At 67.8% G+C, this 21,334-nt stretch carries 24 protein-coding genes and 1 tRNA gene; 5 read left to right on the top strand and 20 right to left on the bottom strand.

What is annotated here, in order from left to right; translation table 11 throughout:
* Window positions 1–33: 33 nt before the first annotated feature.
* Window positions 34–1,047, bottom strand: coding sequence for a chemotaxis protein CheB (locus VHP37_09320; protein HEX2826531.1), 1,014 nt, complete (start codon window positions 1,045–1,047; stop codon window positions 34–36).
* A 193-nt stretch (window positions 1,048–1,240) separates the two neighbouring features.
* Between VHP37_09320 and VHP37_09315 the strand changes: the two genes are divergently transcribed.
* On the top strand, window positions 1,241–2,269 hold the full coding sequence (locus VHP37_09315) for a chemotaxis protein CheB (GenBank protein HEX2826530.1): 1,029 nt from the start codon (window positions 1,241–1,243) through the stop codon (window positions 2,267–2,269).
* A gap of 94 nt (window positions 2,270–2,363) precedes the next feature.
* The gene (locus VHP37_09310) at window positions 2,364–2,987 is read left to right on the top strand and encodes a response regulator (protein HEX2826529.1); all 624 of its coding nucleotides are present in this window, start codon (window positions 2,364–2,366) and stop codon (window positions 2,985–2,987) included.
* Window positions 2,988–3,153: 166 nt separating this feature from the next.
* Here the strand turns inward: VHP37_09310 and VHP37_09305 are convergent.
* Window positions 3,154–3,230, bottom strand: a tRNA-Arg gene (locus tag VHP37_09305).
* Window positions 3,231–3,331: 101 nt separating this feature from the next.
* Between VHP37_09305 and VHP37_09300 the strand changes: the two genes are divergently transcribed.
* On the top strand, window positions 3,332–4,180 hold the full coding sequence (locus VHP37_09300) for a c-type cytochrome (GenBank protein HEX2826528.1): 849 nt from the start codon (window positions 3,332–3,334) through the stop codon (window positions 4,178–4,180).
* Window positions 4,181–4,274: 94 nt separating this feature from the next.
* The gene (locus VHP37_09295) at window positions 4,275–5,090 is read left to right on the top strand and encodes a symmetrical bis(5'-nucleosyl)-tetraphosphatase (protein HEX2826527.1); all 816 of its coding nucleotides are present in this window, start codon (window positions 4,275–4,277) and stop codon (window positions 5,088–5,090) included.
* A 239-nt stretch (window positions 5,091–5,329) separates the two neighbouring features.
* Here the strand turns inward: VHP37_09295 and VHP37_09290 are convergent, their stop codons facing one another.
* The 16 genes from VHP37_09290 to VHP37_09215 form a co-directional block, all read right to left on the bottom strand.
* Window positions 5,330–6,064 (bottom strand): lysophospholipid acyltransferase family protein, encoded by a 735-nt coding sequence (locus VHP37_09290; protein HEX2826526.1) that lies wholly within the window; start codon window positions 6,062–6,064, stop codon window positions 5,330–5,332.
* A 98-nt stretch (window positions 6,065–6,162) separates the two neighbouring features.
* Entirely contained in the window at window positions 6,163–6,618 is a 456-nt protein-coding gene (locus VHP37_09285) for a hypothetical protein (GenBank protein HEX2826525.1), read from the bottom strand.
* A 15-nt stretch (window positions 6,619–6,633) separates the two neighbouring features.
* Entirely contained in the window at window positions 6,634–7,569 is a 936-nt protein-coding gene (locus tag VHP37_09280; GenBank protein HEX2826524.1) for a carbohydrate kinase family protein, read from the bottom strand.
* Window positions 7,570–7,702: 133 nt separating this feature from the next.
* Window positions 7,703–8,248 carry a phosphonate metabolism protein/1,5-bisphosphokinase (PRPP-forming) PhnN gene (gene phnN, locus VHP37_09275; protein ID HEX2826523.1) on the bottom strand — a complete coding sequence of 182 codons (546 nt, stop codon included), beginning with the start codon at window positions 8,246–8,248 and terminating at the stop codon, window positions 7,703–7,705.
* Window position 8,249: 1 nt separating this feature from the next.
* Entirely contained in the window at window positions 8,250–8,618 is a 369-nt protein-coding gene (locus VHP37_09270; protein ID HEX2826522.1) for a diacylglycerol kinase, read from the bottom strand.
* A 130-nt stretch (window positions 8,619–8,748) separates the two neighbouring features.
* Complete coding sequence (gene tpx, locus VHP37_09265) at window positions 8,749–9,252, bottom strand: thiol peroxidase (protein HEX2826521.1); 504 nt, start codon at window positions 9,250–9,252, stop codon at window positions 8,749–8,751.
* Window positions 9,253–9,282: 30 nt separating this feature from the next.
* On the bottom strand, window positions 9,283–9,672 hold the full coding sequence (gene gcvH / locus VHP37_09260; protein HEX2826520.1) for a glycine cleavage system protein GcvH: 390 nt from the start codon (window positions 9,670–9,672) through the stop codon (window positions 9,283–9,285).
* A gap of 4 nt (window positions 9,673–9,676) precedes the next feature.
* Window positions 9,677–10,645, bottom strand: coding sequence for a zinc-ribbon and DUF3426 domain-containing protein (locus tag VHP37_09255; GenBank protein ID HEX2826519.1), 969 nt, complete (start codon window positions 10,643–10,645; stop codon window positions 9,677–9,679).
* A 49-nt stretch (window positions 10,646–10,694) separates the two neighbouring features.
* Entirely contained in the window at window positions 10,695–11,582 is an 888-nt protein-coding gene (gene prmA / locus VHP37_09250) for a 50S ribosomal protein L11 methyltransferase (protein HEX2826518.1), read from the bottom strand.
* A gap of 92 nt (window positions 11,583–11,674) precedes the next feature.
* Complete coding sequence (gene accC, locus VHP37_09245) at window positions 11,675–13,030, bottom strand: acetyl-CoA carboxylase biotin carboxylase subunit (protein ID HEX2826517.1); 1,356 nt, start codon at window positions 13,028–13,030, stop codon at window positions 11,675–11,677.
* Between the two features lie 7 nt (window positions 13,031–13,037).
* A complete protein-coding gene (gene accB / locus VHP37_09240) occupies window positions 13,038–13,508 on the bottom strand; it encodes an acetyl-CoA carboxylase biotin carboxyl carrier protein (GenBank protein ID HEX2826516.1) in 471 nt (156 codons plus the stop codon).
* A gap of 1 nt (window position 13,509) precedes the next feature.
* Complete coding sequence (gene aroQ, locus VHP37_09235) at window positions 13,510–13,956, bottom strand: type II 3-dehydroquinate dehydratase (GenBank protein ID HEX2826515.1); 447 nt, start codon at window positions 13,954–13,956, stop codon at window positions 13,510–13,512.
* Between the two features lie 86 nt (window positions 13,957–14,042).
* Window positions 14,043–14,573, bottom strand: a complete 531-nt coding sequence (locus VHP37_09230) for a TlpA disulfide reductase family protein (protein HEX2826514.1) — start codon at window positions 14,571–14,573, stop codon at window positions 14,043–14,045.
* Window positions 14,570–16,402 (bottom strand): protein-disulfide reductase DsbD, encoded by a 1,833-nt coding sequence (gene dsbD / locus VHP37_09225; GenBank protein HEX2826513.1) that lies wholly within the window; start codon window positions 16,400–16,402, stop codon window positions 14,570–14,572. The genes VHP37_09230 and dsbD overlap by 4 nt, the downstream gene beginning before the upstream one ends.
* An 8-nt stretch (window positions 16,403–16,410) precedes the next feature.
* Window positions 16,411–16,749, bottom strand: coding sequence for a divalent-cation tolerance protein CutA (gene cutA, locus VHP37_09220; protein ID HEX2826512.1), 339 nt, complete (start codon window positions 16,747–16,749; stop codon window positions 16,411–16,413).
* Window positions 16,750–17,625: an SDR family oxidoreductase gene (locus tag VHP37_09215; protein HEX2826511.1), complete on the bottom strand. Its 876-nt coding sequence runs from the start codon at window positions 17,623–17,625 to the stop codon at window positions 16,750–16,752.
* 71 nt (window positions 17,626–17,696) lie between these two features.
* On the opposite strand from VHP37_09215, the gene VHP37_09210 reads away from it, so the two are divergent.
* Window positions 17,697–18,716, top strand: a complete 1,020-nt coding sequence (locus VHP37_09210) for a CDP-6-deoxy-delta-3,4-glucoseen reductase (GenBank protein ID HEX2826510.1) — start codon at window positions 17,697–17,699, stop codon at window positions 18,714–18,716.
* Window positions 18,717–18,952: 236 nt separating this feature from the next.
* Here the strand turns inward: VHP37_09210 and VHP37_09205 are convergent, their stop codons facing one another.
* Together VHP37_09205 and VHP37_09200 are read right to left on the bottom strand one after the other, a co-directional pair.
* On the bottom strand, window positions 18,953–20,131 hold the full coding sequence (locus VHP37_09205) for a heme biosynthesis HemY N-terminal domain-containing protein (protein ID HEX2826509.1): 1,179 nt from the start codon (window positions 20,129–20,131) through the stop codon (window positions 18,953–18,955).
* A 96-nt stretch (window positions 20,132–20,227) separates the two neighbouring features.
* Window positions 20,228–21,328, bottom strand: a complete 1,101-nt coding sequence (locus VHP37_09200; GenBank protein ID HEX2826508.1) for a uroporphyrinogen-III C-methyltransferase — start codon at window positions 21,326–21,328, stop codon at window positions 20,228–20,230.
* Window positions 21,329–21,334 lie beyond the last annotated feature (6 nt).

The following is a 21,334-nucleotide window of genomic DNA, read 5'->3' as shown; positions in this document are numbered from 1 at the left end:
CGGGATTATCCCTGCGGGTTTTCGCGTGGCCTTTCACTCGCTGCGTCGCATGAGAAATCCCCGCAGGGTCGTGGCGTGCCCGCGCGCCTCCCGCGCCAGCGACTCGTGGTGCGCCGCGGAGCGCGCGCGCTGCGCGTGGCGATCTTTTTCGGCCATGGTGGCGAGCACGTTCGCACGCTGGTCGAACACCCGGATCGCGGCCCATACCGCGCTTTCGAGCACCTCGTCCTGCGCCGAGAGCAGCGATGCGTCGCCGTAGGCGTGACCGACGCGGCAGCGATAGCGCGTATGCGCTTTGCCGTCGCGCTGCCAGAGTGGCCCGCCGCATTCGGGACACGACAACGCCGTGAGCTCCCCAAGGCCGGCGGTGACGGTTTCGTCGCTGTATCCGGTTTCGGCGATGCGCGCCTCCGCCACGATATCGGCCGGCGGCGCGGCGCGCTCGCCGACGCTTTCGGACACCAGCCCCGACAGCACCGGCGCGATGTCCGCCACCCTCAGCCGGTGGTCGACATCGACGTTGGCGAGCGCGGTGCGCGGCATCTCGGGGAAAGCCGCATCGTCGGGATCCTGGACGATCGCGATACCGCCGCAGCGCTTGATCGCCGCCAGGCCGGACGTTCCGTCGTCGAGCATGCCCGAGAGCACGATGCCCACAGCGCACGGACCGTGAGCGACCGCGGCCGAGCGAAACAGCGGGTCGATGGCCGGCCGCCAGCGGTTTTCCCGTGGCCCGCGGGTGACCCGCACGTGGTCGCGCTTGACGAGCAGATGCCGGTCCGGCGGCGCCACGTAGATGACGCCGTGCTTGAACTCTTCGCCGTCTTCGGCGTGTCTGGCCGGCAGCGGACCCATCGTATTGAGCGCGTCGAGCAGGTGACTACCGGCTTCGGGCAGCACGTGTGACACGACGAAAAACGACGCTGCGATGTCGGCCGGCAGATCGCGCATGACCCCGACGATCGCCTCGACGCCGCCGGCCGAAGCGCCGATCACGACGATGTCGCGGCGCGCGCCGTTCTTGTCGCTCGTTTCAGGTGGAACCACAGGGCCTCCGTGCAGGATCGCTGCCGCGCCCGCGCTGCAAAATCGCGCGTGAGCGTCTTATGCAATCAGCGTGCGGCGCAGGCGGTCGAATGGGATACGGCCGGACTCTCCCGCGAGCATGCCGGTAGCCCCTCCGCGTGCACGGCGTACGGCTTGCAACATTCGCGCATCGTAAATTCTGCACGAGCTCGCGATGGTGCCCGAACGTATGGTCGTAGTCGGTGCGTCCGCGGGAGGCGTACGTGCGCTCGAAGAATTCGCCGGAGGGCTCCCGGCCGATTTCCCCGCCGCAGTCCTGGTGGTGCTGCATACCGCGCCCACCCAGCGCTCTCTCCTCGACTTCATCCTGAATCGCGCGGGACCGCTGCCGGCCGCGCCCGCGACGCACGGCGAGCCGCTCGCAGGCGGCCGCATCTACGTCGCGGTGCCGGATCACCACCTCATCGTGATGGACGGCCGCGTGCACGTGGTGCGGGGGCCCAAGGAGAATCACTACCGTCCATCGGTCGACGTGCTTTTCCGGTCGGCCGCCCGCTCGTACGGTGCCCGCGCGATCGGCGTAATCCTGTCCGGATCGCTGTCCGACGGAAGCTCGGGCATGTACGCGTTGAAGCGCGTGGGCGGGATAGGTATCGTGCAGGATCCGCATGAGGCGGCGATGAGCTCGATGCCGCTGTCGGCGCTGCGCCGCGCCGACATCGATTACTCGCTCCCGGCGCGCGAGATCGGGCCTATCCTCGCGGAGCTCGTGATGACGGCGCCGCCGAAGGAGCCACCCGATTCGGCCGGCTATCGCGAGGGCCTCAAGACCGACATCGGCATGTCGGCATCCGATTCCGCTTTCGAGAGGGGCATCATGGAATACGGAGACCCCAGCGTTTACACGTGCCCGGAATGCAATGGCGTGTTGTTCCGCATACGCGAAGGCAAGGTCGACCGCTTCCGCTGCCACACCGGCCACGGCTTCAGCACGCAGGCGCTGGCGGACGGGCTGACGGCCAAAACCGAAGCGACGCTATGGCAGGCCCTCAAGACACTTCAGGAAAGTGCGGCCCTGCTGAACGAGTGCGCCGCGCGTCTCGCGGACACCGGCGACGCGACAGGGGCCGCCGTCGTCTCGGCGCAAGCGCGCGGGGTGCACCAGCGCATCGGCGTTCTGCGTGAGCTGGCGCTCACGAGCAGCGAAACCTCGGAGGCCGGCCGGCTGAGCGGCAGCGGCTGACCCCGGGGTACGCCCGGTTTTGCATATCGCAGAAAAGGACCATACTGGAACAATGTCCGCGGGTCTGATCACGCAGTCACCGAGGAGCCTCCCAATGTCCGAACGCGCGCTGCCCCACCGCACCGTCCTCGTCGTCGACGACGATCCGGAGTTCTGCAACCTGCTCCAGGAAGTGCTGCCGGATCACACGCTGATCTTCGCGGCCACCGCCTTCGAGGCGATCCGTTACGTCAACTCGACGACGTTCCACGCTTACATCCTCGATTACTGGTTGCCCGACTGGTCGGGGGCGGCGCTTTGCCGCGAAATCCGCAAGACCGATCCGAACGCGCCGATCGTCTTCTGCACGGCTGCGGCGCGCGATCAGGATCGCGCACGCGCCTTGCGCGCGGGCGCCAATGCGTATCTCTGCAAGCCGCTCGATCCGAAGACGCTGCGCGCGAAGCTCGGCGCGTTCCTCTCGCTCGCCGAGCTCGAAAGCCTGCGCGCCAAAGTCGAGGAAGAGCGCGCGGTGCAGGAGGAGCTGGAGCGCCGCCTCGAATACGCGCTCGCGCAAAGCGATCACGGGAAAGCGCTCGCCGCTGCGTCGGTCGAGCGCACCGCGCGCACCAAGGCATACAAGGCGTTCATCGACGCGCGCGGCACGCGCGCGCATTTCGAGAGCTGGTGGCCGCAGGTGTTCCAGAGCGCGCGCGCGAACCACGATGTGAAGACGTGAAGCAGCGCGCGAGGTCAGAATGAAAACACGCCGGCAGATGCCGGCGTTTTTGTTTGGACGTCACGGGTCAAAATGGCTTCCCGCCTTCGCGGGAATGACGCCATGGTCGTCATTCCGGACCGCGCGGCAGCGCGAAGTGATCCGGAATCCATTTTGACTTTCTGACTGGCGCGCTCGGCGGGATTCGAACCCACGACCCTCGGCTTCGGAGGCCGATACTCTATCCAGCTGAGCTACGAGCGCGTGACCGGCGATTGTAACACGCCTCAAATCAAGGTTTTACCCGCACCCGGCTCCCCGCTATAATCGGCGGTTTTCGTCTGTCTTATACGCGGGAAACCTGCATGAGCGAGCATCATCCCCACGACGCGCATTCCACTTTCATCAAGACGCCGAAGCAACTTCTCGTGGTCGTCATCCTGTCGTTCGTCATTCCGATCGTGCTGATCTCGATCATCGCGGGTCTCGCGACTCGCAGCGTATCGCCGGGCGCAACGGTGCTCTCGGAAGAAGCGATTGCGAAGCGGCTCAAGCCCGTCGGGCAGGTCGTCGTCGCCGAAGGCAGCGACGTGCCGGGGCAGAAGACCGGCAAGCAGATCGTCGATTCGGTGTGCAGCGCGTGCCACGCGACCGGCGCGTTGAACGCACCCAAGATCGGCGACGCGGCCGTGTGGGGACCGCTCATCAAGCAGGGCCACGAGCACCTGACCGAGATGGCGATCAAAGGCATCCGCGCCATGCCCCCGCGCGGCGGCAACCCGGCGCTGACCGACGACGAGTTGGCGCGCGCGGTCGCCTACATGGCGAACCAGGCCGGCGCGAAGTTCACCGAGCCGGCCGTCAAGACGGCACCGGCGCAAACCGCGGCCGCACCCGCCGCTGCCGCACCGGCGCCTGCCGCTGCGGGCGCACCGCCTTCGGCGCCTGCCGCGGGCGCCGCCGCCGGCGGCTCCGACAAGGGCAAGGCGATCTTCGACGCGAACTGCGCCGCGTGCCACGGCACCGGCGTCGCCGGCGCGCCGAAGCTCGGCGACAAGGCCGCATGGGCGCCGCGTCTCAAGCAGGGGCTCGACACGCTCCACGAGCACGCGCTCAAGGGCAAGGGCGCGATGCCGCCCAAGGGCGGCAACATGTCGCTCTCCGACGCCGACGTCATGGCGGCGGTGGATTACCTGGCGTCGCAGGGCAAGTGAAACGTGAAATGTGAAACGTCATAGCGGGTTGAACACCAGGGCGTAGCGCGGGCTGCGCCCTTTTCGTTTCACGTTTCGCATTTCACCCCTCAAAATGTCCACTTACGCCATCGGCGACGTGCAGGGCTGCTACGACGAGCTGCGCACGCTGCTCGACGCGGTCGCGTTCGACCCGGCGGCGGACGCACTGTGGCTCGTGGGCGACCTCGTCAACCGCGGTCCGAAGTCGGCCGAGACGCTGCGCTTCGTGAAGAGCCTCGGGGACCGCGCGGTCTGCGTGCTCGGCAATCACGACCTCGCGCTGCTCGTGGTCGCGGCGGGGTTCGCCAAGCCGCACCGCGGCGACACCGTCGACGACATCCTCAACGCGCCCGATCGTGACGAGCTCCTCGAGTTCCTGCGCACGCGCAAGCTCATGCACGTCGAGAACGGCTACGCGATGGTGCATGCGGGGCTGCTGCCGCAGTGGACGATTCCAGAAGCGCACTCACTCGCCCGCGAAGTCGAGAGCGCGCTCGCGGCGAACGACGGCGGGCTCTTCCGTCACATGTACGGCAACACGCCCGACGCGTGGGACGACGCCCTGACCGGTTACGACCGCCTGCGCACGATCATCAACGCGATGACGCGCATCCGCCTCGTCGACGCGAGCGGCCGCATGGAGTTCAGCCACAAGACCGGTCTCGACGGCGCGCCCGAGGGCTACATGCCGTGGTTCGAGGTGCACGGACGCCGGAGCGCGGGAACGCCGATCGTGTGCGGCCACTGGGCCGCGCTCGGGCTCATGCTCGAGCCCGATCTCCTCAGCATCGACACCGGCTGCGTATGGGGACGCCAGCTCAGCGCGCTTCGGCTCGAAGATCGGCGTCTGTTTCAGACCGACTGCTCGGCTTACGGACCCTCTGAATAAGTCCCGCGCGGGCGCGAGGGCGTCTTTGCGGGAGGCAGTTCTAGGAGGAGAGCGCGCGGCAATATGTCGATATTGCAAGCGATCCCGACGACGAAATGCGCCCGCAAAGCCGCCCTCCCTTCGGGTTACGACCAAAACGCGCGTCTGCGTCGTCGCGCCGCTCGCCAATATCGACATATTGGCTTCGCGTCGCTCCTAGCATCCATCGCGTTTTGGTCGTAACGCGTCCCGCGCGGGACTTATTCAGAGGGTCCCAGGCCGAGCGTCAGACGGATAGCTTCGCGCGCGTAGGTCGCCAGCTCGCGGCGATGGTAGCCGTCGGTCGCGAGCGGCGGCATGAACGTGAGAGACACGTTCACCGTCCGGTGCCGCGTGACGCCGAGCACCACGTCCCACACCGAGCGCACACCGTCGAACGCGGCTTCGGTGCACAGCGTCCCGTCTTCCCGCGTGAAACGTATCGCCGCGGGCTGTAAGGTCGCGCCGACCTGCAAGGCGGGCGCGAGCAGCGAGGCGTGGAATTTCAGCAGGCGCGAGCCGTCGGTCGTCGTGCCTTCGGGAAACACCGCGAACACCTCTCCGCTCCGAAGCGATTCGCCGACGAGCTTGTTGATGCGCAGCGTATCGTGACGGCGCGATTGCTCGATGAACAGCGTGCCCGCGCGCGCGGAGAGCCAGCCGACCAGCGGCCAGCGCCTCACCTCCGATTTCGCGACGAAGCGCACCGGCGCCACCGACTGCATCGCGAAGATGTCGAGCCACGAGACGTGGTTCGCGACGAGCATCAGCGGGCGCGCCTTCACGAGCTCGCCGTGCACCGTCAGGCGCAGCGCGAGGATGTCGAGCACGCCGGCGGCCCACTCGCCGATCTCGCGATCGCGCGTCGCCTGCGACTGGAACGGAAAAAGGAACGCGGCGGTGAAAAGGCCGCGCGCGAGGTGCAGCGCGAGCCGCGCGATGCGCAGCCAGCGCATGTCGTCAGGACGACATGCGCTGCGCGCCGGAAACGACGCGACGACGCGACCCGGGCATGGTCGACTTCATCGCTTGCCGCGTCGTCGCGAAGTCGTGCTTAGCGAGTGACACGCGATGTCGCGCCGTCGGAGAGGATTCTCACGCGGTCGCCGGGGCGGAAGGTCTCGTCGGCTTCCTGCGTGATCGCGAGCATCGTGCCGTTATCGAGCTTGACGGTGACCTCGACGCCGCGCCTGGCGGTGAGTCCCTGCTCCGCCGCCTGGCCCGCGATGCCGCCGACGACCGCGCCGGCGACCGCCGCGACCGCGGAGCCGCGGCCGTGCCCGATCGTGCTGCCGCCGATGCCGCCGGCTACCGCGCCGGTCGCGGCGCCGACGCCGCTGCGCGTGCCTTCGATCTTCACTTCGCGCACGCTCTCGACGTAACCCATGCGCACGGTCTGCTCGCGGCGCGCCTGCTCGCGGCTGTACGAGCTGCCGCCGAGCCCGGGCGCGCAGCCGCTCAGCGCGGTCGCCAGCACCGCGGCGGCGAGGATGATTGCGGATTTGCTCATGGCCGGTCCTTTCGTTCAGGCAAGCGCGCGGCCGAACGCGTCGCGGAAGCGCTGCGCGATCTCGTCGGGCGTGAAGCGGTGATTCTGTCCGCCGCGCTGCGCGATCTTGATCGAGCCCAGCAGCGACGCGAGGCGGCCGGTCGTCTGCCAATCGTAATCCGCGGCGAGGCCGTAGAGGAGCCCGGCCCTGAAAGCGTCGCCGCAGCCGGTCGGATCGACCACGGCCTCCGGCTTCACACTCGGGATCTCAATCCGCTCGGCGCCGCTGTAGATCAGCGAGCCTTTCGCGCCCAGCGTCACGATGAAAGCCTTCACGAGCTTGGAGAGCTGCTCGACCGTCTTGCCGGTGCGCTCCTGGATCAACTGCGCTTCGTAATCGTTGACCGTCACGTACTCGGCCATGCGGATGAATTCGAGCAGCTCCGCGCCGTCGAACATCGGCAGGCCCTGGCCGGGATCGAAGACGAAAGGCACGCCCGCCTCGTCGTACTCGCGCGCGTGCTGCAGCATCCCCTCCCGGCCGTCGGGCGCGATGATGCCGAGCGTCGCGCTCTGGGCGTCGCCCACGTGGTTCCGGTGCGACTCGTTCATCGCGCCCGGATGGAACGCGGTGATCTGGTTGTCGTCGAGATCGGTCGTGATGAACGCCTGCGCGGTGTACGTGCCTTCGACCTTGCGGATGTACGTCTGCGGTATGGCGAGCGCGTCGAGACGCTCTTCGTACGGCCCGTAATCGTCGCCGACCGTCGCCATGATCAGCGGCTCGCCGCCGAGCATCTTCAGCGAGTAGGCGATGTTGCCCGCGCAGCCGCCGAACTCGCGCCGCATGTCCGGCACCAGAAACGCGACGTTGAGGATGTGGAGCTGGTCGGGAAGGATGTGATTCTTGAAGCGGTCGCTGAACACCATGATGGTGTCGTACGCGATCGAGCCGCAGATGAGAGTGGACATGGGAAGGCCGGGAAGAAAGACGCCCGGATTATAACCATCGTCATTCCCGAACGGCGCTGGCGCGGGCTGTCGGGAATCCATTTCAAGTGGAATCCAACGTCAAAATCGGTTCCCGCCTTCGCGGGAACGACGATCAACTGCTCAGCAGCGCGATCAGCCGTTCGCCCGCGGTTTCCAGCGTGCCGTCGTTGTCGATGCGCAGCACGTCGTCGGGCGCTTCGACGCCGAGACGGGAATTGCGCTCGAGGCGCGCCTCGATCTCGCGACTCGACTCGCGACCGCGGCTCTGCAACCGCGACTCCACGACCTCGGGCGGGGCGCTCACCCACACCACGCCGATGTCGGGATAGCGCCGTCGCACCTGGGGCACGTAATCCCGCGAGCCGTTCACCACCACGCTCAGGCCCTGCGCGAGCCACGCGTCGATCTCGACGCCGATGCCGTAGCGATAGCCGTGACTCTCCCACGACATCGCGAACAGGCCGAGGCGCTCGCGCTGCGCGAACTCGGCGCACGAGAGCTCGATGTGGTTCTCGCGGCCGCACTCCGCGGGCCGCGTGATGTAGCGGTGCGCGAAGACGATCGCGCGCGACGTCGCGAGGCGCTCGCGCGCGTACGCGATCAGGCTGTCCTTGCCGACGCCGGACGCGCCGACCACGTAGAAGAGGCGGTGCCGCACGCTACGACAGCAGCACGATCAACCAGACCGTGGGAACGTTGATGAGCGCGAGCATCACCGCCGCGCTGCCCATGTCCTTCGCGCGCTTGGCGAGGATGTGGTCTTCGAGCGACACGCGATCGGTCACCGCCTCGATCGCCGAGTTGAGGAGCTCGACGATGAGCACGAGCAGCACGCTCGCGACCATCAGCGCCTTGCCCGAACCCTCCACCGGCATGTGGACGGCGATCGGGATGAGCACGAGCGCCATCAGCACTTCCTGGCGGAAGGCGTCCTCGTGCCTGAATGCGGCCGACAGCCCGTCGAGTGAATAGAACAGCGCGTTCCAGATGCGCGTGATGCCGCGCTTGCCCTTGTGAGCGCTTTTCATTCGAAGGCCGTGAAACGTGAAACGCGAAAGGTGAAACGTGGCGGCATGTCGGAGCTTGAGCGAATCGGCTTGAACACGGGTTGACGTTTCACATTTCACTTTTCACTTTTCACGTTTCACGTTTCACGTTTCACTTCGATAACGCCGCCAGCGCCGCGTCGTACTTGGGCTCTTCCTTGATCTCGGGCACCAGCTCCGAGTGCAGCACCTTGTTGTTCTCGTCGAGCACGATCACCCCGCGCGCGGTCACGCCTTTGAGCGGGCCGTCGGCGACGTCGACGCCGAGCTTGCCGTGCACGTCGCGGTTGCGGAACGTCGAGAGCGGCACGACGTTGTTCAGGCCTTCGGTCGTGCAGAAGCGCTTCGACGCGAACGGCAGGTCCGCGGAGATGACGAGCACGACGGTGTCGGCGAGACCGGAAGCGCGCTGGTTGAACTGCCGCGTCGAAGTCTGGCAGACCGGCGTGTCGAGGCTGGGCACGATGTTCAGCACCTTGCGCTTGCCGGCGTAGTCCTTGAGGCTCACGTCCTTGAGATCGCCGCCGGTCAGGGTGAAGTCGGGCACGGTGTCTCCGGGTTTCGGGAAGTTGCCGTTCACGGTGACGGGATTGCCGCCGAGGGTGACGCTGGCCATCGCATTCTCCTTTGGGAAGTGGGATCTAGTTTACGGCTGATCGGCGTCGGCGATTTTCTGGTACGCCGCCGCGTCGATGAGGGTCGCGAGCTCCGATGCGTCATCGGCGCGGATGCGGAACATCCATGCCGCATACGAATCCTCGTTGAGCTTCTCGGGCGCATCGTCGAGCGCCTCGTTGACCGCGACGATCTCGCCCGAGAGCGGGGCGTAGATATCGGCGGCGGCCTTGACCGACTCGATGACGCCGACCTCCTCGCCTTTGGTCACCTTGCGGCCGACCGCGGGATTCTGCACGAACACCACGTCCCCGAGCGCTTCCTGCGCGTGATCGGTGATGCCGACGGTATACGTGCCGTCGGCTTCGGTGCGCAGCCATGCATGCTGGTCGGTGTACTTGAGCTCTGTCGGTGTGGTCATGGGTTCAGCGCGGCGGCGCCGCGAGCAGGTCGAGACGGAAACCGGCGGCGTTGAGATTGCCGGTGTCGAGATCGAGCGCGACGGTGATCTCGGCGTTGGCGGGTATGCCCGCGTCGGGGTCGCGCGTGGCGTCGAGGTATTCGTCGGGCGTGAAGATGCGGCGCGCGAGCGCGTGCTCGTTCGCGTTCGTCAGCACGAGATCGAGCGCGGGGTACGCGAGATCGTAACCCGCGTAGCTGCGCAGGGTCGCGGTGAGCTGGATGAGCTGCGGCCGCGCGGCGTCGACCATGTGCACGTCGGACGCTTCGATCCTGACGAGCTCCGGACGCTGCGGCAGCGGCACGCTGCAGCCGAGGTGCTCGCAGACGCCGGCCGTCGCCGAGCGCAGCATCGGCGAGCGCGCGACGATCTCGCTGCGATAGGCATAGGCGAGCTGCAGCACGAGGAGCACCGCCAGCACCGCCGCGCCCGCGCGCCAGCGCTGCTGCGGCGTGGGGTGGGTGAAGATCTCGCCGAAACGCGAACGTTCCTCGGCTTCGTCTTCCTCGGGCGCCGGCGCGGCTATCGGCTGCGGGGCGGCCGCAGCGGCCACCGGTGCGGGCACGGGTTGCGGCGCGTAGGCGGTCTCGGCCGCGGCGGTCTTCGGCGGCTCGGGTTCGACGATCGGCGCGGTGGGCGCCACGGCCGCCGCGGTTGCGATCTGCGGTACGCGGTCATTCCCGCGAAGGCGGGCGTCGTCATTCCCGCGAAGGCGGGAATCCATTTTCAACGCCGTCGCGTCGACCTCGGCCGCGACCGCCTCCTCCGCCCGCGGCGGCGGCAGGATATTGGTCGTCTCCGCCGCCAGCGCGTCGTACGCGTCGAACGCCGTCGTGCAGCGCCCGCACCGCACCCGGCCGGAACGGGCCTGGAGCTGGTTGGGCGTGACGCGGAACAGCGTCCTGCAGCGCGGGCAGCGCGTGACGAGGCTCATGGCTTGCGCCGCGCGTGCGGGTTCGATCGTTCGGGCATCGACGGGACGGTCAGCGGCGGGTCGCGGTGAGCAGCACCCAGCCGGCTTCCTCTTGGGCAGGCTCGAAATCGTACCACGCGCGGTAGGCCTCCCGCACTTCGTCCGCCTGCTCGGCGAGGATGCCCGACAGCGCGAGCGCTCCGCCGGGCAGCGTGAGATCGGCGATCAGAGGGGCCAGCACGATCAACGGCTTGGCGAGGATGTTCGCGACCACGATGCGGCCGGCCTGCAGCTGCCCGGCGGCGGTGACGAAAGTCGCGCCGACCTGGTTTTGCCGCGCGTTGCGGTCGGCGGCGGTGACCGCCTGCGGATCGATGTCGACGCCGGAGGCGCTGCCCGCCCCGAGCTTCAATGCGGCAATCGCCAGGATGCCCGAGCCGCAGCCGAAGTCGACCACCGATTCCCCGCCGGCGATCTTCGCGTCGAGCCAGCGCAGGCAGAGCCGCGTGGTGGGATGGGTGCCGGTGCCGAACGCGAGGCCGGGATCGAGGACGATGTTGATCGCGGCCGGGTCGGGCGGCTCGTGCCACGTCGGCACGATCCACAGCCGGTCGGTCACGTGCTGCGGCGTGAACTGCGACTGGGTCTTCCTCACCCAGTCCTCGTCCTCGACGCGCGCGACTTCGTACGCCGTCGTCGCCGGCACCTGCGCTTCTTCGAACGCTCGCGCCATCAGCGCCGGCACGTCGGCATCGACGTCGAACAGCGCCGACATCCGCGCGTGCAGCCACTGCCCCGCCGGCGCGCCGTCGGGCTCGTCGAAGATCGGCCGCTCGAATGCGGTGCCCGCATCGGCGTCACCGAGGTCGACGCTCAGGGCACCGACGCCCAGCAGGGCGTCGGACAGAAGCTCGGCGGCGTTTGAGTCGACGACGAAGGTCGCGGATAGCCAGGGCATTTGAGAGGTGAAAAGTGAAATGTGAAACGTGAAACGCTAGGTAGCCGCGCTGCCGTTCGACGTTTCACGTTTCACGTTTCACTTTTCACTTTTCACTTTTTGGAAGCCAGCTTCGCCAGCTTCTCTTCGAGATAGTGGATCGACGTGCCGCCGCGCACGAACGCCCCGTCGTGTATGAGGTCGAGGTGCAGCGGTATGTTGGTCTTGATGCCTTCGATGACCGTCTCGGAGAGCGCGATGTTGAGGCGCGCGAGGGCCTGCTCGCGGGTGTCGCCGTAGGCGATGATCTTGCCGATCAGCGAGTCGTAGTTGGGCGGCACGAAGTAGCCGTTGTAGGCGTGCGAGTCGACTCGGACGCCGGGGCCGCCGGGCATGTGCAGCGACGTGATCCGCCCGGGCGACGGGATGAACTTGTAAGGGTCTTCGGCGTTGATGCGGCACTCGATCGCGTGGCCCTTGCACAGCACGTCGCGCTGCTTGATCGGGAGCTTCTCGCCGCACGCGATGCGGATCTGCTGCTGCACGATGTCGATGCCGGTGATCATCTCGGTCACCGGGTGCTCGACCTGCACGCGCGTGTTCATCTCGATGAAGTAGAACTCGCCGTTCTCGTACAGGAACTCGAACGTGCCCGCGCCGACGTAGCCGATCTTGCGGCACGCTTCGGCGCAGCGCTCGCCGATCCTCACGCGCGCGCGAGGCGTGACGTGGGGCGCGGGCGCCTCCTCGATCACCTTCTGGTGGCGGCGCTGCATCGAGCAGTCACGGTCGCCGAGATAGAGCGCGTTCTTGTGCTTGTCGGCGAGCACCTGCACTTCGATGTGGCGCGGCTTCTCGAGGTATTTCTCGATATAGACGTTCGGATTGTTGAACGCCGCGCCCGCTTCGGCGCGCGTCGTCGCGACCGCGTTGAGCAGCGCCGCCTCGGTGTGCACGACGCGCATGCCGCGGCCGCCGCCGCCGCCCGCCGCTTTCACGATCACCGGGTAGCCGATCTCGCGCGCGATCCGGATCACTTCCTTGGGATCTTCGGGCAGCGTGTTGTCGATGCCGGGGACGACCGGAACGCCCGCTTTCTTCATGGCGTTCTTGGCGCTGACCTTGTCGCCCATCATGCGGATCGTCTCGGGGCGCGGTCCGATGAAGACGAAGCCGCTCTGCTCGACGCGCTCGGCGAAGTCGGCGTTCTCGGAGAGGAAGCCGTAGCCGGGATGGATCGCCTCGGCGTCGGTGACCTCCGCCGCGCTGATGATCGCGGGAACGTTGAGATAGCTCGCGGAGGAGGCCGGCGGCCCGATGCACACCGACTCGTCGGCGAGCTTCACGTACTTGGCTTCGGCGTCGGCCTCGGAGTGCACGACGACGGTCTTGATGCCGAGCTCGCGGCATGCGCGCTGGATGCGCAGCGCGATCTCGCCGCGGTTGGCGATGAGGATCTTTTCGAACATGGACGGATCAGGCGAGGACGAAGAGCGGCTGGCCGTACTCCACCGGCTGGCCGTTCTCGACAAGGATCTCCTTGATGACGCCGTCGCGGTCGGCTTCGATCTCGTTCAGGAGCTTCATGGCTTCGACGATGCAGACGGTCTCGCCGGTCTTCACCGCCTGGCCGACCTCCACGAAAGGCTTCGCGCCGGGCGCGGACTGGCGGTAGAAGGTGCCGACCATCGGCGACTTGATGACGTGGCCTTCGGGCTCGCGCGGGGCCTCGGCCGGGGCCGCAGCCGCGGAAGGCTCGCCGCCGGCGGCGGGCGGCGCGGCGGGCGGCGGCGCCATGTAGACCGCGGCCGGCTGCGGGACAGCCTGCGCTGCGCCGGGAACGCCGCGGCTGATGCGCACCTTCTCCTCGCCTTCGGTGATCTCGAGCTCGGCGATGCCCGACTGCTGCACGAGGTCGATCAGGGTTTTGAGCTTGCGTAAATCCATGTCACTCCTTGCGGGCGTAATCCAGCGCGTACGCGAGCGCGAGGCCGTAGCCGCGGGCGCCGAGCCCGCTGATCACGCCGACCGCCAGGTCGCTGAAGTACGAGTGCCGGCGGAACGGTTCGCGGGCGTGCACGTTGGACAGGTGTATCTCGACGAAGGGAATCCGGACGGCGGCCAGCGCGTCGCGGATGGCGACGCTGGTATGGGTGTACGCCGCCGGGTTGATCAGGATGAAGTCGACGGCCTCCGCGGCGGCGCGCTGGATGCGGTCGACGATCTCGCCTTCGGTGTTGCTCTGGAAGAACGCCAGCCTGGCCCCGGCGGCCTTCGCCGCGTCGGTCAGCTCGCGCTCGATCTCGGGAAGGGTGGTGCTGCCGTACTTGTCGGGCTCCCGGGTCCCCAGCAGGTTCAGGTTGGGGCCGTTCACCACGAGTATGTTCTTCGCCATCGGCCCTCCGGGTCGCTTCAGGGGGCGAAGTTTGGAGAAATAGACCGCAATTGTCCAGCGATTTGCCGGAATTCGCAGGGATTGACTTACAAGAGCGAAGTCAGCAGCGGTTCGAACTCCTCCGCTTTGGCGGCGCCCACCGAGGACGCCTTGATGCGCCCGTCGCGCCCGAGCACGACGGTGAACGGCAGGACGCCGGCCCGGTTGCCGAGCTTGCGCGAGAGGTCGATGACATCGACGCCGCCGATGAGAACGGGGAAGTTCATGGCGAATTCGGCGGCGAAAGGCTTCACTTTCGCAGGCGTATCGATGGCGATGCCGATGAACTGCAGGCCGCGGTCGGCGTACTGGCGCTGGAGCTTCACGAACAGCGGAATCTCCTCCCGGCATGGCGCGCACCACGTCGCCCAGAAGTTGACGACGACGACCTTGCCGCGGAAGTCGCCGATGGTCTGCGGACGCTGATCGAGATCGGGAAGCTGGAGCTTGAGGAGCGCGTCGTTGTCGGCGTCGCCGGCCGGCACCGGGGTCGTGCGCCAGGCGTTGACGGCGAAGCCGCCCGCGCCGGCGGCCACGGCGACCGCCGCCGTGATGAGCCATTCTCTGCGGGCGATCACGGCGTCAGGCGGGCCTGCGGTTCCTGCTTCACCACGCGATCGAGCACCGCGGTGAACTTCGGCGCCGGCAGGAAGCCGACGACGCGCACGCCGGTCAGCTCGCGGCCGTCGGGGCCGAAGAAGATGATGCCGGGCGGGCCGAAGAGCTTGAAGCGCTGGAGGAGCTTCTGGTGATCGCCTGAGTTCGCGGTGACGTCCGCCTGCACCGTGATCATGCCGTCCAGGCGCTGCTTCACCGCCGGGTCGGTGAAGGTATAGCGCTCCATCTCCTTGCACGACACGCACCAGTCCGCATAGAAATCGAGCATCACCGGCTTGCCGCCCGCCTCCGCCACCACGCGATCGAGGTCGGCGGTCGAAGCGATGCGCTGGAACGCGACCGGCGCTTCCTGCGCCGCCGGTCCGCCGCCGCCGCGCAGGCCCGACAGCGGCTGGAGAATGTCGCGGCTGCCGGACAGCGCGCCGATCAGGAACGCGATACCGGTCACGAGCACGAGCAGCCCGACCCCTTTGGCGAAGCGGTCGAACGGCCGCGCGGTGGTCGGCAGCGCATCGAGCGCCCTGAGGTAAATGCCGGTGATGGCGAGCAGCGCCGCCCACAGCAGCATCTGCACCGCGACCGGGATCACCGGGGAGACCAGATAGATCGCCAGTCCGAGGAGCAGGACGCCGAAGAACTTCTTCACCGCTTCCATCCACGCCCCGGCCTTCGGCAGCAGCGCACCCGCGGAAGCCCCGACGGCGAGGAGCGGAACCCCCATGCCGAGCGCCATCACGAACAGCGCCGAGCCGCCGAGCACGACGTCGCCGGTCCGGCTGATGTAGAGCAGCGCCGCCGCGAGCGGCGCCGCGACGCACGGCCCGACGATGAGCGCGGACAGCACGCCCATGCCGAAGACGCCGAGGAAACGGCCGCCCGGCAGGCGGTTGGTGACGCCGGAGAGGCTCGACTGCATCGCCGTGGGAAGCTGGAGCTCGTAGAAACCGAACATCGATCCGGCGAGCAGCACGAAGACGAGCGCGAAGGCGCCGAGCACCCACGCGTTCTGCAGCGCCGCCGAGAGCATCGCCCCCGACAGGCCCGCGAGCACGCCGGCGATCGCGTAGGTGATCGCCATGCCCAGCACGTACGCCGCCGACAGCAGGAAGCTGTGGATCCGCGTCGGGTGCGCGTGCGCGCCGCCCGCGATGATGCCCGAGAGGATGGGGATCATCGGCAGCACGCACGGCGTGAACGACAGCCCGAGACCCGCGGCGAAGAACGCGAGCAGCAGCACGGCGACGCTGCCTTCGAACAGCCGGGCGATGACGGTGTCGTCGCCGCTGTCGGTGGTCGCGGGCCCCGAAAACACGCCGGCGGGGAAGCCGCCGCCGGTCGCGCCCGTCGGCGGTGCAGACGACAGCGACGCGAGATTGATCTGCGCTTTCTGCTCGTGCGGGACGTAGCACACGCCCGAGTCCGCGCAGCCCTGCGAGTTCGCGACCAGCGTGATCGAGTCGATCCCGGCCGCGTCCTTCACCGGCACGCGCACGCGCACCTCGCCGCGGTAGGTCTGGGTCTCGCCGAAGAACTCGTCCTTCTTGAGCTTGCCCGGCGGCAGGTCGGGGCTGCCGAGCACGACGTTCTCGGGCTGCGCCGCGAACTTGATGCGCTCGCGGTACATGTAATAGCCCGGGGCCACCTGCCACTGCACCTCGATCGCGTCCTTCGCCACGGCGCGCGCCGAGAAGCGGAACGCCTGGTCGGGCTCGAGGAGATCCTGCGGCGACACCGCGGCGGCGGCGTGGCCGGCGGCGAAGGCCAGGAGAAAAGCGAGTAAGCGCAGCATGTCAGTGGTCAGCCGATGGGGATGGCGGTCTCGCTCGTGACCCAGTCGAGGTACTCGGGGAGACCTTGCGTCACTGGGACCGCGATGATCTCCGGGAGTTCGTAAGGGTGGAGGTGGCGGATCGCCGCCTCGACCTCGGGGAAGCGCGCGCCGCGGGTCTTGATCAGCATCGGCACCTCTTCCGCGCGCTCGATCTCGCCCTGCCAGCGGTACACCGAGGTGCAGCCCGCGAGGAGGTTCACGCAGGCGGCGAGGCGTTTCTCGACCAGCGTCTGCGCGATGCGCGAGGCGACGTCGCGGTCGGGCGCGTTGGTGAAGACCAGCAGCACGTCGTGGATCTCTTCCATCTACCGGCTCCCTGGTGCGTCGGCGATGCCTTCGTGCACCGACGGGTAACGCAGCGACACTTTCAGCTCGCGCTTCAGGCGATGGTTCGACAGACGGCGCGATTCGCTCATGAACGAATAGAGCTGCGGCGGTATCGTGCGGCGCGCTTCCTCGCGCGGTATGCGCGGCGGCCGCGGCAGACCGAAGCGGTCGGCGACGAGATCGAAGTAATCGCCCATGCGCTGCGGCACGTCGTCCGCGGCGTTGTAGCTGCGGTTGGGGTGCCCGCGGTGCAGGGCCGCGACCACGATGCGCGCGAGGTCCTCGGCATGCACGTGGTTCACGTAGGTGTCGTCCTCTTCGCGCAGCGCGGGCGTGCCTTTCGTAAGACGAGACAGCGGCAGGCGATCGGCGGCATAGATGCCCGGCACGCGCAGGATCGTCACGCGCACGCCGCTGCGCGCGCCGAAGGCGCGAAGACGGCGCTCGGCGTCGGCGCGGCGCTGAGCGCGGGCAGTCTGCGGCCTGAGCGGGCGCGTCTCGTCCACGAGCTCGCCGCCGCAATCGCCGTACACGCCGCTCGTGCTTATGTACACGAGCTGCTGTGGTAGACTTTTTCCCTTTGCAAGCGCGGCGATCAGATGCGCGGTACGCGTGTCGCGAACGCCGGTTTGCGGCGGCGGCGCGAAGTGTACGACGTCGTGCGCGAGACCCGGAAGCGCGACTAGAGTATCCGGCCGGTCGAGATCTCCCCAGACGGGCTTCAATCCCAGCGCGCGCAGCTCCGCGAAACGTTCACGCTCGCGCACCAGGGCGTAGAGCGCGTAACGCGCGCGCACGAGCGGGATCATGCGCATCGCGACGTCCCCGCAGCCGATGATCAAGAGCCTGTGCATGCGTTGATTTTACGCCGGAAACGCAAGACAGCCGGGCCGCATCCAATCGACATTCCAGCGTCTTAACCGCCATGACCTACCGCGTCACGATCAAGCCCAGCAACCATTCCTTCGACATGCCCGCGGACGACACCGTCCTCGAAGTGGCGCTGCGCGAAGGCTACGTGCTCGCCTACAGCTGCCGTAACGGCGCGTGCGGCACGTGCAAAGGCAAGGTGCTCGAAGGCACGGTCGATTACGGCCTCTACCAGGAAGACACGCTGCCCGACAGCGAGAAGGCGCAGGGCTACGCGCTGTTCTGCCAGGCGAAGCCGCTGTCGGACCTCGTGATCGAATGCCGCGAGATCAGCGCGGTGAAAGACATCCAGGTGCGCATGATGCCGTGCCGCGTGCAGGCGCTGGAGAAGCTCGCGCCCGACGTGATGCGGCTTCAGTTGAAGCTGCCCGCGAACGAGCGGCTGCAGTTCCTCGCCGGACAGTACATCGACATCCTCATGCGCGGCGGCATGCGGCGCAGCCTGTCGCTCGCCAACTCGCCCGAGGACGACGGCTTCCTCGAGCTGCATCTGCGCAACTACGGCGGGCCTTTCAGCCAGTACGTGTTCGGCACGATGAAGGAGAAGGAGATCCTGCGCTTCGAAGGTCCGCTGGGGACGTTCTTCCTGCGCGACGAGAGCGCCAAGCCGATCATCTTCGTCGCGAGCGGCACCGGCTTCGCACCGATCAAGGCGATGATCCAGCACGCGGTCTACAAAGGCGTCACCCGTCCGATGACGCTGTACTGGGGCGGGCGCCGGCCGCAGGACCTCTACCTGAACGCGCTGGCCGAAAGCTGGGTCCGCGACCACGGCATCAACTACATCCCGGTGATCTCCGACGCGCTGCCCGAAGACAACTGGACCGGCCGCGGCGGCTTCGTCCATCGCGCGGTGATGGAAGACTTCCCCGACATGACCGGCTACCAGGTCTACGCGTGCGGCGCGCCGATCGTCGTCGAGTCGGCGCACAAGGAATTCACCGCGACGTGCAAGCTGCCGGATTCGGAGTTCTTCTCCGACGCGTTCACGCCCGCCGCCGCTCCGAAGCCTTAAACGTCAACGTCAAAAGCGTCGACACGGAGGAACACGGAGGACACGGAGGGAAAACAAACAACGTCATTCCCGACCCGCGCTAGCGGAAGTGATCGGGAATCCATCTTCAAACCTGCACGTCAAAATGGATTCCCGCCTTCGCGGGAATGACGCCGGTTCGTCCGTCGCGTCTGTTCTCCTCCGTGTCCTCCGTGTTAATGCTTTGCTTTTAAAGGCGCGGCGCGCTTGCGCGCACCCTACGGATTGAGCGCTTTCAGAGCGAGCTCGAGGCTTTCGCGATAATGCCGCCGCGCGGCGTCGGCGTTGCCGAGTCTGTCCTGCAGCCGCGCGAGCTCGAGGTGTCCCGCGACGGTCGGCTCGACCGCGACGCTCGCTTCGAGATAGCTCTCCGCTTTCCCCCACAGCGACTGGCGTGCGCAAAGCTTGCCGAGCGCGAGCAGGAGCTGTGAATCGTTGCGGTGCTCCTCGAGCCATTTCTCCGCGCGCTCGAGCTGCCGCACCGGGTCGCGGCCGATCGCCTCGGCGTAGAGCGCGGCGAGCCGGCTGTCCCACGCGGTACCGAGGCTTTGCTCGACCACCGCCAGCGCATCCGTACCGCGTCCTAGATCGATATAGCACCGCGCGACCGCCGCGGCGATCGTCGCATCGCGCTTCTGCACGTCGGGCACTTTCTTCCAGGCTTCGTCGAGCGCGATCGCGTCGTGGGCCTTGCGCTTCAGGCTCTCCGCAACCGCCGTGACGCGCAGCTTCGCGCCCTGGTCGGCGTCGAAGACGTTGCGCTTTTCGAGCTCGCTCGCGAGCGCCGCGACTTCCTCCCAGCGCCGCGTCTGCTGCTGCGCCTTGAGCTCGAGCTTGAGCGCCGCGGTGTGCTTGCGCGGCAGCCCCTTCAGCACGTCCAGCGCTTCCTGTGCACGCCGTTCTTCGAGCAGCAGCTCGGCTTCGGTGACGATGCGCAAAGCGTCTTCGTCCGGCGCCTCGATCGCGGCCTCGCGCAGGTAAGCGTCGCGGCGGTCGAACGAGCGCAGCTCGTGCGCCGCGCGCGCCGCGACCACCAGCGACAGGCGCTTGTTCTGGCCGAGCTCCGCCGAATGCGCCGCCGCGCGCTCGGCCTTCGCATAGCGGCCTTCGAAATACGCTTCGAGCGCCGTCAGCAGCGCCGCCTGAGCGCTCGCCCGGCGGCGCGCGAGTCGGTACTGCCGCACCCGCGCCGGCGTCTGCACCGCGGTCGTGACGAGGCGGGCGAAGCTGTAGAGCAGGACGAACGCGATCGCGAGCAGGACGAGCAGGAAGTTCAGCGAGAACTCGACCCGGTACGGCGGCAGCATGACGAGCACGTAGCCGTCGTTGTAGCGCGCCGCGAGGACGAGCCCCACGGCGATCGCGAAGAGGGCGATGATGGTGAAGAGCGTTTTCATGCGCGCGTCACGAAGCCCTTACGCGGGTTACGGCCGCGCCGGGATTGCTTCGCCGCGGCGCGGCTCGCAATGACGCCGATCGCATTGCGATCGGCGTCATTTCAGCGGCCGCTCGCGCGCGAGCCGCAGCTGGCGCACCGCGTCGAGCGTCGATGAGATGTCGGGCATCTCGATGTTGATGTCGCTCTCCGAGAGGTTGCGCAGCGTCGAGAGCGTGTTCGACACCGCTTTCTCGCGCGTGTCGTAGTACTTGGTCACCCATTCGCGCGACGCGTTGAGGTCCGCCTTGAAGCTCGTCTGGTCGCGCGAGAGCAGCGCGAGCCGCGCGCCGAGGAGGCGCAGCTTCAGGTTCTCGCGCAGGTAATAGCTCTGCGACGGCAGCAGCAGCGGCACGTCGGGCCGGTCCATGTTCTGCACGCGCACGAGCTGCTTCAGCTCGTTCCACGCCTCGCGCGTGAAGCGCTGCCACGCGTTCGCGGGCGGCGCTTTCGGCGCTTCGGCGGCGGCGGTATCGGGCGGCCTCATCTCCATGGACAGCGGCAGGGCGTCCACCACCGCGATGACGTTGTCGAGGCGCACCGCGATGCCGACGGTGTCGACGAACGGCAGCGCCTTCAGGCGCTCGATGTCGCGATTCAAAGCTTTACGCACCGGCGTGAGCTGCGGCCGCTCCAGGCGCTGGAGGCGCGAGTCCGCGTTCTGGAGCGCGATCAGCGCGGACTTGACGTTGCCCGCGAGCTGGAGCTGCTGGCTCGCGAGCAGCAGCGACTGCTCGATCTCGGCGAGCGCCGCTTCGTCGCGGTTGCGCGAGAGCTCCTGATACAGCGCCTCGAGCGCGATCTGCTGGCTCTGCGACTCGGCGAGCTTCGCTTCGAGCACCCCGAGCTTCACCTGCGCCTCGGCGCTCGCCTCGCGCGCCTGGTCCGCGAGCATCTTGCTCGTCTTGTTCACCGCGTCGGCTTCGGCGATCTTCTTCGCCAGCTCCTGGCGCAGCCCTTCGACGGTGTTGCGGCTGTCGTACCACTGCCAGGCCAGCAGCAGCAGCGCGAGCAGCGAGAGGACGAAAGCGGTCGCGGCGATGAAGCGGTCGGCGCCGTGACTCGGCGCGGGCGGAGTCGCTGCGGCCGGCGGAGGTTGGGGAACGGGCACCGCCGCAGGGACCGCGGGCGACGGCTCGTTCACTGGTGTGTCGTTCATGTGCAG

This window comes from Burkholderiales bacterium, assembly GCA_036262035.1.
GTDB lineage: Bacteria > Pseudomonadota > Gammaproteobacteria > Burkholderiales > SG8-41 > JAQGMV01.
This window is presented reverse-complemented; position numbering and strand designations above follow the sequence as displayed.

Bases quoted from the DNA above. Each gene is read 5' to 3' on its own strand.
- VHP37_09315 (HEX2826530.1), top strand. From the start codon at position 1,241: ATGGTGCCCGAACGTATGGTCGTAGTCGGTGCGTCCGCGGGAGGCGTA.
- VHP37_09310 (HEX2826529.1), top strand. From the start codon at position 2,364: ATGTCCGAACGCGCGCTGCCCCACCGCACCGTCCTCGTCGTCGACGAC.
- VHP37_09300 (HEX2826528.1), top strand. From the start codon at position 3,332: ATGAGCGAGCATCATCCCCACGACGCGCATTCCACTTTCATCAAGACG.
- VHP37_09295 (HEX2826527.1), top strand. From the start codon at position 4,275: ATGTCCACTTACGCCATCGGCGACGTGCAGGGCTGCTACGACGAGCTG.
- VHP37_09290 (HEX2826526.1), bottom strand. From the start codon at position 6,064: ATGCGCTGGCTGCGCATCGCGCGGCTCGCGCTGCACCTCGCGCGCGGC.
- VHP37_09285 (HEX2826525.1), bottom strand. From the start codon at position 6,618: ATGAGCAAATCCGCAATCATCCTCGCCGCCGCGGTGCTGGCGACCGCG.
- VHP37_09280 (HEX2826524.1), bottom strand. From the start codon at position 7,569: ATGTCCACTCTCATCTGCGGCTCGATCGCGTACGACACCATCATGGTG.
- VHP37_09270 (HEX2826522.1), bottom strand. From the start codon at position 8,618: ATGAAAAGCGCTCACAAGGGCAAGCGCGGCATCACGCGCATCTGGAAC.
- tpx (HEX2826521.1), bottom strand. From the start codon at position 9,252: ATGGCCAGCGTCACCCTCGGCGGCAATCCCGTCACCGTGAACGGCAAC.
- gcvH (HEX2826520.1), bottom strand. From the start codon at position 9,672: ATGACCACACCGACAGAGCTCAAGTACACCGACCAGCATGCATGGCTG.
- VHP37_09255 (HEX2826519.1), bottom strand. From the start codon at position 10,645: ATGAGCCTCGTCACGCGCTGCCCGCGCTGCAGGACGCTGTTCCGCGTC.
- prmA (HEX2826518.1), bottom strand. From the start codon at position 11,582: ATGCCCTGGCTATCCGCGACCTTCGTCGTCGACTCAAACGCCGCCGAG.
- accC (HEX2826517.1), bottom strand. From the start codon at position 13,030: ATGTTCGAAAAGATCCTCATCGCCAACCGCGGCGAGATCGCGCTGCGC.
- accB (HEX2826516.1), bottom strand. From the start codon at position 13,508: ATGGATTTACGCAAGCTCAAAACCCTGATCGACCTCGTGCAGCAGTCG.
- aroQ (HEX2826515.1), bottom strand. From the start codon at position 13,956: ATGGCGAAGAACATACTCGTGGTGAACGGCCCCAACCTGAACCTGCTG.
- dsbD (HEX2826513.1), bottom strand. From the start codon at position 16,402: ATGCTGCGCTTACTCGCTTTTCTCCTGGCCTTCGCCGCCGGCCACGCC.
- cutA (HEX2826512.1), bottom strand. From the start codon at position 16,749: ATGGAAGAGATCCACGACGTGCTGCTGGTCTTCACCAACGCGCCCGAC.
- VHP37_09215 (HEX2826511.1), bottom strand. From the start codon at position 17,625: ATGCACAGGCTCTTGATCATCGGCTGCGGGGACGTCGCGATGCGCATG.
- VHP37_09210 (HEX2826510.1), top strand. From the start codon at position 17,697: ATGACCTACCGCGTCACGATCAAGCCCAGCAACCATTCCTTCGACATG.
- VHP37_09205 (HEX2826509.1), bottom strand. From the start codon at position 20,131: ATGAAAACGCTCTTCACCATCATCGCCCTCTTCGCGATCGCCGTGGGG.
- VHP37_09200 (HEX2826508.1), bottom strand. From the start codon at position 21,328: ATGAACGACACACCAGTGAACGAGCCGTCGCCCGCGGTCCCTGCGGCG.